15 protein-coding genes are annotated in these 14,945 nt (G+C 45.1%); 10 read left to right on the top strand and 5 right to left on the bottom strand.

Annotation, left to right across the window (positions count from 1 at the left end; genetic code table 11):
- Position 1: 1 nt before the first annotated feature.
- The 7 genes from ACX93W_RS15105 (at position 2) to ACX93W_RS15075 (ending at position 7,622) form a co-directional block, all read left to right on the top strand.
- Complete coding sequence (locus ACX93W_RS15105; RefSeq protein WP_459393206.1) at positions 2–322, top strand: cupin domain-containing protein; 321 nt, start codon at positions 2–4, stop codon at positions 320–322.
- 239 nt (positions 323–561) lie between these two features.
- The gene (locus tag ACX93W_RS15100) at positions 562–1,314 is read left to right on the top strand and encodes a cache domain-containing protein (RefSeq protein WP_459393205.1); all 753 of its coding nucleotides are present in this window, start codon (positions 562–564) and stop codon (positions 1,312–1,314) included.
- Positions 1,251–2,348, top strand: a complete 1,098-nt coding sequence (locus ACX93W_RS15095; RefSeq protein ID WP_459393204.1) for a sensor histidine kinase — start codon at positions 1,251–1,253, stop codon at positions 2,346–2,348. Before ACX93W_RS15100 ends, ACX93W_RS15095 begins: the two co-directional genes overlap by 64 nt.
- Positions 2,323–3,783 (top strand): response regulator, encoded by a 1,461-nt coding sequence (locus ACX93W_RS15090; RefSeq protein ID WP_459393203.1) that lies wholly within the window; start codon positions 2,323–2,325, stop codon positions 3,781–3,783. The genes ACX93W_RS15095 and ACX93W_RS15090 overlap by 26 nt, the downstream gene beginning before the upstream one ends.
- A gap of 118 nt (positions 3,784–3,901) precedes the next feature.
- A complete protein-coding gene (locus ACX93W_RS15085; protein ID WP_459393202.1) occupies positions 3,902–5,626 on the top strand; it encodes an extracellular solute-binding protein in 1,725 nt (574 codons plus the stop codon).
- Between the two features lie 79 nt (positions 5,627–5,705).
- A complete protein-coding gene (locus ACX93W_RS15080; protein WP_459393201.1) occupies positions 5,706–6,683 on the top strand; it encodes an ABC transporter permease in 978 nt (325 codons plus the stop codon).
- 15 nt (positions 6,684–6,698) lie between these two features.
- Positions 6,699–7,622: a carbohydrate ABC transporter permease gene (locus ACX93W_RS15075; protein WP_459393200.1), complete on the top strand. Its 924-nt coding sequence runs from the start codon at positions 6,699–6,701 to the stop codon at positions 7,620–7,622.
- Between the two features lie 234 nt (positions 7,623–7,856).
- On the opposite strand, the gene ACX93W_RS15070 is transcribed toward ACX93W_RS15075, so the two are convergent.
- Positions 7,857–8,186 carry a hypothetical protein gene (locus tag ACX93W_RS15070; RefSeq protein ID WP_459393199.1) on the bottom strand — a complete coding sequence of 110 codons (330 nt, stop codon included), beginning with the start codon at positions 8,184–8,186 and terminating at the stop codon, positions 7,857–7,859.
- Positions 8,187–8,408: 222 nt separating this feature from the next.
- Here ACX93W_RS15070 and ACX93W_RS15065 point away from each other — a divergent pair, with 222 nt between their 5' ends.
- The gene (locus ACX93W_RS15065) at positions 8,409–9,338 is read left to right on the top strand and encodes an RluA family pseudouridine synthase (protein ID WP_459393198.1); all 930 of its coding nucleotides are present in this window, start codon (positions 8,409–8,411) and stop codon (positions 9,336–9,338) included.
- 154 nt (positions 9,339–9,492) lie between these two features.
- Here ACX93W_RS15065 and clpP read toward each other — a convergent pair whose 3' ends face one another.
- The 3 genes from clpP to ACX93W_RS15050 are packed head-to-tail and all read right to left on the bottom strand — an operon-like array spanning position 9,493 to position 11,025.
- Positions 9,493–10,077, bottom strand: coding sequence for an ATP-dependent Clp endopeptidase proteolytic subunit ClpP (gene clpP / locus ACX93W_RS15060; RefSeq protein ID WP_459393197.1), 585 nt, complete (start codon positions 10,075–10,077; stop codon positions 9,493–9,495).
- A gap of 19 nt (positions 10,078–10,096) precedes the next feature.
- Positions 10,097–10,609 (bottom strand): hypothetical protein, encoded by a 513-nt coding sequence (locus ACX93W_RS15055; RefSeq protein WP_459393196.1) that lies wholly within the window; start codon positions 10,607–10,609, stop codon positions 10,097–10,099.
- Positions 10,609–11,025 (bottom strand): MerR family transcriptional regulator, encoded by a 417-nt coding sequence (locus tag ACX93W_RS15050; RefSeq protein ID WP_459393195.1) that lies wholly within the window; start codon positions 11,023–11,025, stop codon positions 10,609–10,611. The genes ACX93W_RS15055 and ACX93W_RS15050 overlap by 1 nt, the downstream gene beginning before the upstream one ends.
- Positions 11,026–11,269: 244 nt before the next feature.
- Between ACX93W_RS15050 and ACX93W_RS15045 the strand changes: the two genes are divergently transcribed.
- On the top strand, positions 11,270–12,883 hold the full coding sequence (locus ACX93W_RS15045) for a xylulokinase (protein ID WP_459393194.1): 1,614 nt from the start codon (positions 11,270–11,272) through the stop codon (positions 12,881–12,883).
- Positions 12,884–13,053: 170 nt separating this feature from the next.
- On the opposite strand, the gene ACX93W_RS15040 is transcribed toward ACX93W_RS15045, so the two are convergent.
- Positions 13,054–14,109 (bottom strand): class I SAM-dependent methyltransferase, encoded by a 1,056-nt coding sequence (locus ACX93W_RS15040; protein ID WP_459393193.1) that lies wholly within the window; start codon positions 14,107–14,109, stop codon positions 13,054–13,056.
- Between the two features lie 479 nt (positions 14,110–14,588).
- On the opposite strand from ACX93W_RS15040, the gene ACX93W_RS15035 reads away from it, so the two are divergent.
- Complete coding sequence (locus ACX93W_RS15035) at positions 14,589–14,942, top strand: BlaI/MecI/CopY family transcriptional regulator (protein WP_459393356.1); 354 nt, start codon at positions 14,589–14,591, stop codon at positions 14,940–14,942.
- Positions 14,943–14,945: the final 3 nt, after the last annotated feature.

Genomic DNA, 14,945 nt, shown 5'->3' with positions numbered 1-14,945 from the left:
TATGAAAAAGCTGAATGAATGGGAAAACGCGGAGCCAGGCGTCAAAAGAAAGATTTTTAATCCCGGAGAAGCCGTGATGATGATGGAGGTTCATTTTGAGGAAGGTGCCGAGGGGTATCTGCACAGTCATCCGCATGAGCAAATGTCTTATTGCCTGGAAGGGCAGCTGGAGTTTTCGATCAATGGCGAAAAAACGGTCATTTCCGCAGGCGACACACTTGTCATTCCAAGCAATGCCGAGCATGGCTGCCGCGCGCTGAAGGCTAGCAAGCTGCTGGATACCTTTACTCCGCTTCGTCTGGATCTGCTTGGACGTTTATAGGGTAACGGGCTTTCCGCTGAGCTGGCGATGACAGGCCGTTTTAGCTCATGACCTGATAGAATGCGACACCCTGATGCCATAGACGCTCTGATTGGTTTCGATAGTCTCCGGCCGCCTTTTAAGGAGCCGGAGGCTTTTTGCCGTTCCCTGGAAAGTGGAAGAGAGGGCGCAGGCGCTCATATGGATTTAAACCTGATCTAAGTGTATGCTATTGAGCATGCACTGAAAGGAGGGGCAACATGAGGTTAGGGCAGAAAATAAAGCAAATGAGCCTTTTTCGGCAGCTTTTGTTCCTGAGTGCGCTTATGCTACTGATTCTGCTGCTGTCTTACTTGATCACCAATATGTTCGCCAAGCGGATTATTGAGGATAAGGTAACCGACACCGTTAATCAAATTTTTTTTCAGGTGGAAGAAAAGATGAAAAGCTTCGATGCAGATATCGAAGGCATCTCCAGCTTTATTTATTACAGTCCCACTATCCAGGAATACTTAAGCACAGACGATCCCATAACAAGGGTGCTTGCAAATCGTGAAGTATTGGCTGTATTTGCGAATGCGATGTTGTTGAAAACAAATATCCGGGGAGTTCAGTTATTTGATGAAGAAGGCACTTACTTGGCTAACCTTGGCATCGGGAGTGTGGAGCAGCTTCCGGTTCAAACCAGTTCCATTCAATATTCCGGTCTGGTTGATATCGATATCTCTGATCCTCGCGACAGCAAACGTGTTTTTTACACCATTACGATTCCGATCTACAAGCTGGACAACAACCGGATCGCAACCAGGTTTGTCGGGATGGGGCGATTCTTCATGGATGCTTCCAACTTCACACCGATTTTGCAAAGCGCCAAAGCAACGGAATCCTCTCAAGTGCTGCTTTTGGATCCGGATAACCGGCTTATTGCCGCAGAAGGCAATAAGCCGGGGTGGAGTCTCCTCTGGATATCGGGCAATGGGAAGGCAACCCGAACTATATTGTCCAAACGTTGACGCTGCCAAGCTCCGATTGGAAGCTGGTCAGCATCATTCCGCGAGGAGAATTGCTGGAGGAATTGGACACGGTCCGCCGCTTTAACTTAATTGCGTATTTGCTAATTGCATGTATTGTAGGTTTGTTTCTGTTTATCTTTTTTGCGCGCATCTTGAAGCCTGTCCGGCAACTGATCGATTTTATCAAGGCTTACGCCAGGCGGGGAGGAGAAATCCGCTTTCAAATCGTGCACAATAACGAAATTGGAGTATTGGGCATGAACCTGAACAAAATGCTTGATGATATCGATAACCTGAGCAAGGAGATTCAAGAAACGCAGGCCCGCATGTATGAAATTGAGCTATCCAAAAAGCAGATGGAAATTATTGCGTTCCGCAATCAGATCAATCCTCATTTTTTGTACAACACGCTGGAAAGCATTCGGGCGGTTGCGCTGCATTATGAAGTCGAGATGATAGCCGATATTTCCAACTCATTATCCAATATGTTTCGGTACGCTGTAAAAGGGAGCCATATGGTTCTTATCCGGGATGAGATAGCCAACATCAGGGAATACGCAAAAATTATCGATTTTCGATTTATGGGGCGTTTCTCCATCGCAATCGAAGCCGAGGATGAGGTGCTGGAGGAACAAATGCTCAAGATGCTGCTCCAGCCAATTGTGGAAAATGCCGTTTTTCACGGCCTGGAACGGAAGGTTGGAAGGGGTTCGGTCGTAATCGGCATCCGCTACACAGAATACCGCGATATTCAGTTTAGCATTACGGACGACGGGCAAGGGATGGATAAGGAGAGGTATGACAAGCTGATGGAGACGTTCCAACAGCTTGATAACGGCTTCTCGCACCAGGCTACGGATAAAGGAATTGGCCTGCTTAATATTTATCAGCGCTTGCGGCTGTTTTACGGCGATGATGCAAGCATGGCAGTTGAAAGCGAGCCGCAAAGGGGAACCGTTATTACGCTGACGTTTCCCGCAGACAACAAAGACCGGGAGGAATACGCCGATGTTTACCGTATTGATCGTGGATGATGAACCTTGGGTGGCGTACGGCCTGACCCGATTAATTGATTGGGAGCAGTCGGGCTTTACTATAATCGGACAAGCTCATGACGGCTTGACGGCGCTTCGGATGATACAGGAGGAGGAACCTGACGTTATCATTTCCGATATTCGCATGCCCGGTTTGGACGGCATCGCATTATTGGACCGAATGGTTCAAGCCGGCATTGATGCTGAAGTGATTTTTGTTAGCGGCTATGCGGAATTTGAGTATGCGAGGGACGCTTTGCGGCTTGGCGCCTTTGATTATTTGGTCAAGCAGGTTGAACGGCCAAAGTTGGTGGAGACGATGAGCCGCTGTTTGGAAAAGCTTCAGGAGAAACGGCGGCGGAGCGGAAAAGAACGCGAGCTGCTCGTGGAGCTGTTTGAGCTGTTCGATCCCAAAAGTGAAGCAGCCGTCGGCGATCTATTGCGGAGTAAAGGGTATGCCTCCGAAATGGCTGGCTGCCGGTTTGCGACGGCGTTGGGTGCGCCGATGGACGGCAGAGAGAAGGATGTTTTGCTGCGCTTCAGAAACGAGGGAGTTACGGCGCTTTCTTTTCGGACGGGGATCGATAAGCTGTCATATTTGCTCCTGTTTCACCATGCCGATAAATTGAAGGACAATGAAGCGTCCCGGTTGGTCTCACGTTGTCTGGGAGAATTTGATGCGTTAGGTATAAGCGGGATCGGCGATGCCCAAGCTTCGGTCGGCAAGCTTTATCTGGAATCCGATATCGCGTTGTTCAGCCGTTTGACTCTGGGCAGTAATTGCACTCTTTACCAGCCCGCAGAACCTGCCAGCGACATCGGAAAATGGATGCTGCAGCTGGAGCTCGCCGTCAAGGAAGGCAAAACCGGCTTGATTTTTGACAGGTTGGACAAACTGATGGAGAACTGTAAGACGAATCGGTTGTATATCGACCAATTCTCCAAGCTCTTTAATCAAATGGTATCGGTCATTCACAAGTATCAGAACCAATCTGGGGAAGTGCCGGAGCCGGAATATATGAACTACTCCCAAATCGGAAGGAGCTTTGAAACGCTGGAAGGATTGTTTGAATTCCTAAAGGCTTGTTTCGAGCAGCCGGCCAAACCGGAAAGTGATTTTTCCAATGGTCAAATCCTCAGCATCATTCAACAAATCGAGGTGGCCTATACACAAGATATTTCCCTGGGCCAATGGGCAAAAGAGTTTAATATCAGTCTTGGGCACCTGAGCTATCTGTTCAAGAGGGAGACCGGACAGACCTATTCCGAATATGTGACTGACAAACGCCTTCAACTAGCAAAGGATTTGCTGGGCGATCCGGAATTGAGTATACAGGAAGTGGTGGATCGAGTGGGGTACAAGGACTATTTTCACTTCAACAAATTGTTCAAAAAGCATTTTGGCGTTACGCCTAGCAAATATCGAAAGATATAAAATGAAAGCGCAATCAAAATTTAGACCAAAAAGCCAAAATGCAACCATATGTCTTGCCTGCAAATAGCTTTAATATAGGGGGGCAAGCCTATTAAACGACACAGGGGGATGAATTTGCATGACAAGAAACATCAAGGCCTGTTTCATTTTTTTGATGGCTGTAGCTTTGGTTCTGGCTGGTTGCAGCTCGAGCGGAAATAGCGAAGGCGAAAATGCAAGCGGTAACAAAAATTCTGAGGCGGCTGCGGGAAGCGATGACGGAAGCCCGGTAATGCTTAGCTGGTTTTCTGATGTTAGCGGCTGGAATCCACCTTCGCCCTGGAGCCTTGATTCCAAAACCGTTGAGGGTGTTATAACTGAAAAAACCGGGGTGAGCTTCCAATTTGACATTCCGGCTCAAGATGGCGGTACAAAGCTTAGTCTGATGCTGGTTTCCAACAAAGACCTGCCGGATATTATGACCATTACCGACGATACGTTGATGAAAAAGCTGATTGATGCGGGCAAGGTATGGGATCTTGATGAGTTTCTCAAACAATACAGCAGCGACTCGCATTTGCTGAATGGCTCTTTCCCGGAAGACATCAAGACAGCGCTGATCGAACGGGATGGCGGCTGGTATGCATTCCCAAGCCATATGGACTCACTTGATGCACGTGAAATTTATCCGCCATCCAGCGATTTTTACGCAGATGCCGCGAATTTTCGTGATAACGGCTCCATCATGTTTAATGAACAAATTATGGAGCAGGCCGGAATTACGGTTGATGATTTGAAGACGGAAGCGGGCGTACTGGCCGCAATGGAGAAGGTCAAGGGACTTAAAGTAAATGGGGTTCCCGTGACTCCCCTCCGCATTGATGGTAAAAATTACAATTCAATAACAATCGGCAACCCCGGGCATGGCGGTACAACGCTAGGCGTATTGCAAAGAATGTTTGGCGCTATGGCTGTCGATAAGGATGGGAACTATCGGGATATCATTCTTGCGGATGAGTCGAAAGATGCAATTGCGTTCCTCTTTAAAGCAGCGAATGCCGGCTATTTCGATCCGAGCCAGATGACAACTGACGATTCGAAAGAATCCATTAAAAGCGGAGCTGTATTCGCATTTATTGGAAACTCTGCAAATACTGGTTTTGCTGATGAGGACTCCCCATCAACATGGGTAACGCCTGGTCCTGTCATTTCCAACAAAGGCGCAACGCCAGTTCACGGCAAATCGCTCAAAGCGGGAACCGGCTGGATGAATACGGTGATAGCGAAAACGGCGAAAAATCCAGAACGTATTGCCAAGTTTTTGAATTACATGACCAGCGATGAAGGCCTGCTGCTTAATTATTACGGTTTCGAGGGTGAAGGGTACACGCTTGATGCAAATGGCTTGGCGATTCAGACTAAAGCAGACGCTGAGCAAGCTGCCGAGTTTTCAAAAATTGGCGTTTTTGCCTTCTGGCCATTCCACAATATTGCGTGGCATGACCATGCAACTGTAGCGCCGACTGACATTCGTGGCGTGGACAGCATTATGGCTATGCAGGTTCAGACTACGCTGGGTAAAGAATCTCAACTGTACGATTTATCTCCGCTCGCGATGCCAAGCAACTTTATTGAAGCAGGCAGCTCGCTGGATAACGCCAAACTTGAAATCAAGGCTTATCTGGAGTCGCAAATTTCAAAAATGGTGTTGGCCAAAGACGAGGCGGCATTTAATCAACTGTACGATGACATGATTGCTCAAGTGAAGAAGATGGGCATAGACGACATCAATGCTAAAATCAACGAGCAATTCCACAAGCAGGAAGAAGTTTATGGAATCACGCTTAAAGGCATCAACTCGTAGGAGAGAATAGGGAAGAATCCCGGGAAGTGCCGAAGCAATCCTTCGGCACTCTCCGCTTCTTCCGGGGAGGAGTGTCAGCATGAAACCCATACAGATACCGCCCGCTGAGGCGGCCCCGGGCTCCGGGAAGAAAAAAAGCTATGCGCTGCAGCGGGACTTGCGTACTCAATCGCAATTGATCGTCATGCTGTGGCCGGCGGTTCTCTTTATGCTTGTTTTTAATTTCATTCCATTGTTCGGCCTTGTGCTGGCTTTCGTCAAATACGATCCCATCACTGGCGTTGCGGGAATATTCACCAGCCCTTGGAACAACTTCGAAAATTTTACCCGAGTCTTCGAAAGCTTTCAATTTTGGCCGATGGTCAAAAATACGTTAGGCATCAATTTGATCGGATCGCTGGTGGGCATTCCGGTGACCCTGATTTTTGCCCTGCTGCTCAATGAGCTGGTCAGCGCACGCTTTAAATCAACGATTCAAACGATTACCTACATGCCGCATTTTTTATCCTGGGTCATTTACGGCGGTCTGGTCATTACGATCCTGAATCCGGAAAATGGGATCGTTAACTATTTGCTGACTAAGCTGCATCTCGTAGATTCGCCCATTCAATTTCTGGCTGATCCCAAATATTTTTGGGGCTTGGCGATTGTAACGAATTTGCTGAAGGACTTAGGCTGGGGCGCCATTCTTTATCTGGCGGCGATGGCTGGCGTTGACCAATCTCTGTATGAGGCGGCAGCGATCGACGGCGCAGGCCGTTTCAAGCGGATGCTGCATATTACGATCCCGGGCATTATGCCAACCTTGATGATCCTGATTATTTTTGCCGCCAGCGGCATGCTCAACAATAACTTTACTCAGATATATGTTCTGCAAAACTCGCTTAACATGTCGGCCAGCCAGGTCATTGACACCTATGTCTATCAGACGGGCTTGCTGAGATTCCAGTTCGACCTGGCTACGGCGATTGGACTGATGAAGTCCGTGCTGGCGCTGGTGCTGCTGGTAGGAGCGAACTATGCATCCAACAAATTCACCAAATCAGGGTTATTCTAAAGGAGGCGGGGCGTAATGGTTGGAGGTAAGTCTGCCGGAGACCGCGTCTTTAATGTTACAAATACGTTCATTATGCTGCTTATTATTTTCGTAACGGTTTATCCGGTCTGGTATGCGGTCGTCAGTTCTCTTAACAGCGGAATCGATCTCCAGCGAGGCCCAGTCTATTTTTGGCCGCGGGAGTTTACATGGGCAAGCTGGCGCGCGGTGTTTGCCGATCCCGGCTTGCTGCAAGCAACCTGGATCACGACAACGCGCACCGTCATTGTTACGGTTGTCTCCGTTTTGTATACGGCGATGTTTGCGTACGCGTTCTCCCGGTCCTATTTGTTCGGCAGGAAATGGTACATTGCCTTGGGCTTCACGAGCATGTATTTCAGCGGCGGCCTTATTCCAAGCTTCCTGTTGATGAACTGGCTCGGGCTCTATGACAGTTATCTGGTATACATTATTCCTTCTCTGTTTGCAGGCTTCTGGAATGTCATTATTCTGAATGCCAATTACAAGGGGATTCCCGAGGCGTTGTTCGAATCCGCCAAAATAGACGGAGCAAGCGAGTTCGCCGTATTTTTCCGCATCGTGCTCCCGCTATCCAAGCCGGTTCTTGCCGCTTTGTCAGTATTTACGGCGGTTGGCGTGTGGAATGATTACAGCACAACCTTGTATTTTACGCAAAATGTTGATTTGCAGACTCTGCAATATATGGTCTTGAAAATATTGCAAACCACTTCTGCCGCCCAGCAGTTGTCCAGCTCTGCCGCTTTTTCCAACCCGGCAGTAGCGGAGCTGCTGACGGCGGCCCAGGGCAAAGGGGAAGTGACCACGCGTACAATCGAATTGGCCGCTATGGTTATCGTTTCGATTCCGATGATCGTGATGTATCCCTTCGCGCAGCGTTTCTTCATTAAAGGCGTATTGCTGGGATCTGTAAAAGGGTAAAGGCCGACGGTCAGGCAGCCTTGGCTGTGGATGACTGGCTAGCCTCGGCCCTGGAAGAACAGCTAGCGTTAAATACGGAAGAGGAGCCCTTCACCCCGCTTTTGTCGCGGCAGTGAGGGCTCTTCTTTTTGTCGCGTAACGCGCTCCTAAAAGTCTCTTAAGCCGTCGACATGTTCCCAAACGGCATGTTCGTTGATGTCGACCGAAGCCGTTTTTAATGCATCAAAAACTTCTTTAAGGGCCTTCTGCGCTGCGTCGATAATATCCTCGCGTTCCTCGGTATACGGACAAATCACCAATATAGATGTAATTGGAAGGCACGGGGCCTTCCGTTATGTAATGGTCCGTTTTATCATTCCAAAAATAAAAATTAGTAATTAGCGCTCTGGCGGACCGAAGCTCTTCAATATCCGGAAGCTTGCTGCCTGTCCAATCAAGCAGCAAAACGGCGACGCTTTGCGCCTTTCCTTTTTTCTCGGGCTGTAACACATGTGTAATTTGGAATGCTGTATAGAGTTCTAACTTTGGCTCCCATGCGCAATAGATACTTCCCGCTTTCGTCATTGTCGGCCGACTCCTCCCGGAATACGAGTGTGTGTTCGTATCATTAAGTATAGCATGGCGATGAGGCGGTAGAGGAGGAGCCTTTTCCAAAATAATCCTTTCTTCTCGCAGAATCGCTATTTTAAGACTAATGAAATGTTGCGGACAGCTTTCCCTCTCTGTCTGTGATATAGTGGAGAGAATATCAGGTTGAGCACTTAACTGAAGCAGGAGGTCCCGATTGTGCATAAGAAAAAAACGAACGACTCTAAAGTCAACCGTCCCAATTTCAGTCAATATACGGTTAAAGAACCGACGGAGCTGCTGCTTTTTTTATTGCAGAAACAATCCAAACTCGGTCGAAACTCCGTGAAAGCTATATTAGCTCGCGGACAAGTATCGGTCAACGATCGAGTCGTGACAGAATACAATTGCCCCCTTGTGCCTGGACAAACGGTTATCATACGAAAGGATAAGGTTGTCGAAGAACCGATATTCGTCGGGCTATCTATTCTGCATGAGGACGAGGATATCATCGTCATCCAGAAGAATGCCGGTTTGCTGTCGGTCGCTTCTCCCCAAGAAAACGATATGACAGCCTACCGTCAGCTAATGGCTCATGTTCGAATTAAAGATCCTAAGAGCAGGGTTTTTGTCGTTCATCGTCTGGATCGAGATACTTCCGGTGTAATGATGTTTGCCAAGAGCGAGAGGGTTCAGCAATTGCTTCAGAACTCCTGGCAGGATACCGTAAAGGAACGTGTATACGTTGCATTGGTTGAAGGAAAAATCAAGAAAACGGAAGGCACGATTTCGTCTTGGCTGAAAGAAAGCAGCACGCTAAAAATGTATTCCAGTCATCGTCCGAATGACGGTCAACACGCTGTGACACATTACAAAGTCATTCAGTCCAATAGCAACTTTACCTTATCTGAGGTTCGACTTGAAACAGGGCGAAAAAATCAAATAAGGGTCCACATGCAGGACATAGGACATCCCATTGTAGGGGATAAAAAATACGGCTCGAAGTCAAATGCAATTAAACGACTTGGTCTTCATGCTCAAGTGTTAGTTTTTATACATCCTACAAAAGGTCATCTATTGCGTTTTGAAACAGACATTCCCAAGCCGTTTCTGACTCCTTTTCGACAATCTTCTCCTAAATCAAATTAACCGTTGATAGGATATCAGTTTGTTTAACCGTCTGTAACCATGTTAAGCTGCGTTTGTTACGTGTAGTTTTTTTAAATTGAAGTGCGTACAAAAGACCGCCAATACATGCGCGGTCTCTTTTAGTTGAACTTATTCATCTCCACCAATCCGTTCTTTATTGTGCTACATGTATCACTTTGTCAATTAACCCGTATGTCTTTGCATCGTGGGCATCCATAAAGTTGTCTCGGTCGGTATCTCGTTCAATCTTCTCAAGTGCTTGGCCTGTTTGTTGAGATAATATCTTGTTTATTTTGTCTCGTAATCGAATAATGCGTTTGGCGCTTATTTCAATATCAGTTGCTTGACCTCGCGCTCCGCCGAGAGGTTGGTGAATCATGATTTCACTATTTGGAAGTGCAAGCCGTTTGCCATTCGCTCCATTTGCCAATAAAAAGGCACCCATTGAAGCCGCCATTCCAACACATAGTGTTGTTACATCAGCCTTTACTAAATGCATGGCATCGTAGATTCCCATGCCTGCAGTAATGGAACCGCCCGGTGAGTTGATGTACATATTAATGTCCTTTTCCGAATCCATGGCATCCAGGTATAGAAGCTGTGCTATAACGCTATTGGCAACATCGTCGGTAATTTCTCCGGACACGAACAAGATTCGGTCTTGCAGTAGCCTGGAGTAAATATCGTAGGCTCTTTCGCCTCTAGAGGATTGCTCGACAACATAAGGAATCAAATTCATGGCTATACCCCCTCCATCATCAGTAGTCAATACGATATTTTTTTTCTAAGTACGAAAATTCATTTTTCCTTTTCTCCAGTATCCTTGGTTGAATGGATACAACATTTGTTACTGCGTCGTAGGGTGGAGCGACATTGCTTAACTCTTTGATTCGTTCGACAACTTGTTCGTCAATCTCAACCATATCCATTTCATCCTCTTCGACAACTTGAAACGAAACTTCTTTGCTTACCGTAGTCTCGGCTGTCAGCAAGCTTACTACGATTGTCATTTCACCACATTGAATCGCATCCTGGGTAAAGATTTCTATGATCACATCTTGGTCGGAAACATCAATTACAATGTGTTCTCGGTCATTCTCAACAAAGCCATTAAGGTTAATTGAGCGGTAGATACCTTTTGGTAGTTGGATTTGGATTTCCGACTTTTGCGATTGAACTTTTTCATCCTGATCCTGCAATAACTGAACCCAAAGATGATTCATTCCTTCTTCGTTCTCCATCTTTGACTTGGCTAATTTAATGTTAAGCATTATTGGTTTTCACCCCTTAGTGCTTGAGATACTGAATCAATAACTCTTTGTTTTAACTCCGCAGAAATTCGAGGACTAATCGTTATAATGACATCATCCGTTATCTTTAGAGTTTCATTTTCAATAATACGGCTAGGTTCATACCATGTTAATTGCTGACTTATTTTTTGTATGTCCTTTAAGGATAGTTTTTTTAACGTCTCCTGAATGGAAGCCAGTGTTTCCCCGGTTCTTGACAAAGTAATAATGGCACGAAAGAAATGGATGTGATTATCCGTGTAAACCCGTTTGTTACCCACTAATTCAAGGTGCGGTACCATACCAATTTGAGTGTAGTACCTTACCGTTCGCAGATTCATACGCGGGTCATCTTGTTGGAGAATTTCAGCTATTTGTTTAGCGGTATAGCTATTCATGGCACACCTCCTATGACATTCAACTGTTTGTATTACAGTTTACTGTATTATTTACAGTTTACTGTAATGTAATTCGTTTGTCAAAATAAAAAGTTCACCCCAAGGGTGAACTGTAAAATCGCATTAGATTGGCGTAAAATAATAAGCGAATACTGCCACATCTGAACTGCCCATATTACACAACCCACACATGTGGAGTGCTGTTTGTTGTTAGCTAGGAAATAGAGAAAGGAGCAGCGCCTTTATGGATCAAGATGTTAAACAAGCGATAATGAATGGAGAAACCTCGCTTGGCATCGAGTTTGGCTCCACTAGAATCAAGGCGGTACTTATTGATGGCAATCATCGAACAATCGCTTCCAGCAGCTATATGTGGGAAAATCAATTAATTGACGGTTATTGGACCTACGATCTCAATGAAGTCATTAGCGGGTTACAAGAAACCTATCGCCAATTAAAGCAGGGGGTTGAGAATCATTACGGTGTAACCTTGCAAAAAATCGGATCAATTGGGTGTTCTGCCATGATGCAAGGTTATATTGCGCTTGATCAGGCAGGAGAACTGCTTGTTCCCTTCCGTACATGGCGCAATGCGACAACGGAGACGGCTGCATCAGTACTAACCGAAACATTCCAGTTTAAAATTCCTCAACGTTGGAGCATAGCACATTTGTATCAAGCGATATTAAATGATGAACTGCATGTTGCCAATCTAGACTATATGACGACACTATCTGGTTATATCCATTGGTTATTGACAGGAACGAAGTCTCTTGGTATAGGAGATGCTTCCGGTATGTTCCCGATTGATAGTTCTAACCATCAATATAATGGAGACATGATCAAGCAATTTGCCGAATTAATTGCCGGTAAAGGCTACCGGTGGAGTCTTAACCATATTTTACCTAAGGTTTATGCTGCAGGTGAACATACTGATTATCTCACTGAGGCCGGCGCCATGTTAATAGATCCATCAGGTAACCTGCAAGCTGGTATTCCGCTATGTCCTCCGGAAGGCGATGCGGGCACAGGCATGGTCGCTACGAATAGTGTCAAAAAACGTACCGGCAACCTTTCCGTAGGGACATCAATTTTTGCCATGTTTGTACTGGAACAAGATTTATCCGCGGTGTACCCTGAGGTTGATATCGTGACTACACCAGATGGCAGCCCTGTCGCCATGGTTCTTGCTAACAACTGCTCCAGCGATATTAATGCATGGCTCAGCTTGTTCCATGAATGTTATGCAGTAATGGGGCAGAAGGCCGATATGAACCAATTATTCAGCGTCCTGTTCAATAAAGCGCTGGAAGCAGATGCTGATGGCGGCGGCTTGCTGAGCTATGGCTACTATTCGGGCGAAAATATTACCGGGTTTGCAAAGGGACGGCCGCTGTTCGTTCGTTCTCCGGAAAGCCGCTTTAATTTGGCTAACTTTATGAGAACACATCTGTTTGCCGCCTTTGCAGCGCTAAGGCTTGGAATGGATATTTTGACACAGAAGGAGAATGTAAGGATTGACGGGATTTTGGCGCATGGCGGATTGTTCAAAACGCCGCTAGTAGGTCAAAAAATGTGCGCGGCGGCATTAAATGTTCCGGTTTCTGTCATGTCGACGGCTGGCGAAGGCGGCGCATGGGGGATGGCCATTTTGGCATCTTATATGGTTAATAAGAAACAGCACGAAGCTTTGGCTGACTACCTTGCCGCTAAAGTGTTCAATGATGAAGAAGGGCAGAAGGTTTATCCCGATAGCTCGGATGTAAATGGCTTTGCCTTGTTTATGGAACGTTATACGAAGGGACTGGCCATTGAGCAGGCAGCGGTAGAGCATTTGGTGGAAAACTGGAGGAAATGATAAACATGCATAGGCGTAAAGCCCCCTCTTTATTCGGAGGGGGCTTTTTGATGAAAATTAAATTCCTCTTGCTAATCTTTCTTTCCAGTCCAGCCATAACCTACTATCCCAGTTTAACCATGAACTTTTTATTTTATTGATCAGCCATGCACCCTCTATCGTAATTTAAATCAATTAACATGTGAATCTAACATCAGCTGAAATAAATTGCCTCCACAGTAGTATATATCGGTGTACCCTTTTGCCCGAAGAGTACTTTCGATATTCTTGTGAAAAATATCATTTAAAGAAAGAACAAACCGACAGTCTTCTGGATGATCAGATACCTCATTCATTTGGATTATAGTAATACCGTCCTTAGAAGCGGCTGTCTTAGTTTGATCATCGGAGATAACAAAGGCGGTTACATTCCCTCCAAGATCCCTTATGAATTCAGAGTATAATTCGCCAAGTTTACCAGAACCGTAAAGGTAAAGCTTTTTATCTGTACTTACGAAATCTTTGATTTTTGCAACCTCAGTGTTAAAGGAAGGAAGGTTTTCTTGCTTCATTTCATTCTTCACACAGACGCCGATTCCCATCCATTGATTTGGGAAATGAGAAAACGTTAGGGTAGTGAAATGTTTGGACAGAATAGAAACTTCTCTCCATGTTCTAGCTATGCCGCCATTGAATTGATCATATTCTCGACCATGTATATCATGGAAACAAACAACCTTGTTTGCGAATTGCCCTACGTTAAGGAAATCAAGCATAGAAGCGTCATAGGAATGATCAGCATCGATAAATACAAAGTCAAAGTGTTTGCCCTTAAAATCTTCCGATGTTGCAGGTATTACTTTAACGCATGGAATAATCTTACTGTATACTTCAAAATTGTCTAGATGGTCACATATGTCTACCATTGTATATTTTAAATTTTTATTTTTCCTGAACAACAAAGCGGCTATAAAGTATGAGCTTCTGCCTCTATGAACCCCAACCTCAATTGCACTCTCGACTTGCAGATTAGAGATGAAATTGCAAAATGCTGCAAACTCGCTAGGCACCTGCATCATTCCATTTTTGGTATATCTAGAGTTAGGATAATAATGCATAGTCACATCATATGGATATAGACCGTATGCTGAAATACGCTCCATCATCCAATTAAAATTATTAACCTCAGCGTCTGTTGCTTCTAATAAACTCTTTAACACGTTTACTTGAATCTCCAAATCAGTCATCACAAAAGCTCCTTTTGATCTTAATTTTTTTGTAATGTATTTATGCTCATAATATATTAGTTGAGGAGACACCATAGAAGGGGGTACCTGTGTCAAAAAATATATGTAAAAATATTGAAAAATTAATCAATGCTCGTAAACATTGCTTTCATTAATTTATGAGTGTAACCCCCTCTTAGTGTTCTTCTAGTTAATATATTACTAATTGAGTACTTGTTTCAATAAAAATATTTTGAGATCGGTTGTGTCATGGGTATATTTAAGTGATATGAACCGATGGATTGACGTCGAATAATCGGCGTCTTTTTTGGTTTGAATATTAAAATTCAAAGACAATCAAGAAGGACTACATGGGAAAGAGAAAATTGGTGTAAAAAAATCACAGGACGATATCGACAAATGCATTCTATTCCAGTAGAATATAGATGTGTGATTCTACAGTAGTAGAATGTCGATGGAAGAGGTGTATTCATTTGGTTATGAAGCTATTCGATAGCGAACTTAATATTATGGATATCTTGTGGAGAAACGGAGATACCCCCGCAAAAAGAATTGCAGAAATAGCAAAAGAAAAAGTAGGTTGGAGTAAAACAACAACGTATACCATCATCAAGAGATGCCTAGATAAAGGGGCGATAGAGCGGCATGAGCCTAATTTCGTTTGCCATGCGGTTGTTACACGAGAGCAGGCGCAAGAACACGAAACAACAGAACTGATAAATAAAATGTATGATGGCGCTCCCGACAGACTGATTGCTTCATTGTTAGGACAGAAACGACTGTCGCCGGACGAAATTAGCCGCTTGAAACGCCTTATCGATAGCATGGAATGAGGT

This window comes from Paenibacillus sp. CAU 1782 (assembly GCF_054551715.1).
This window is presented reverse-complemented; position numbering and strand designations above follow the sequence as displayed.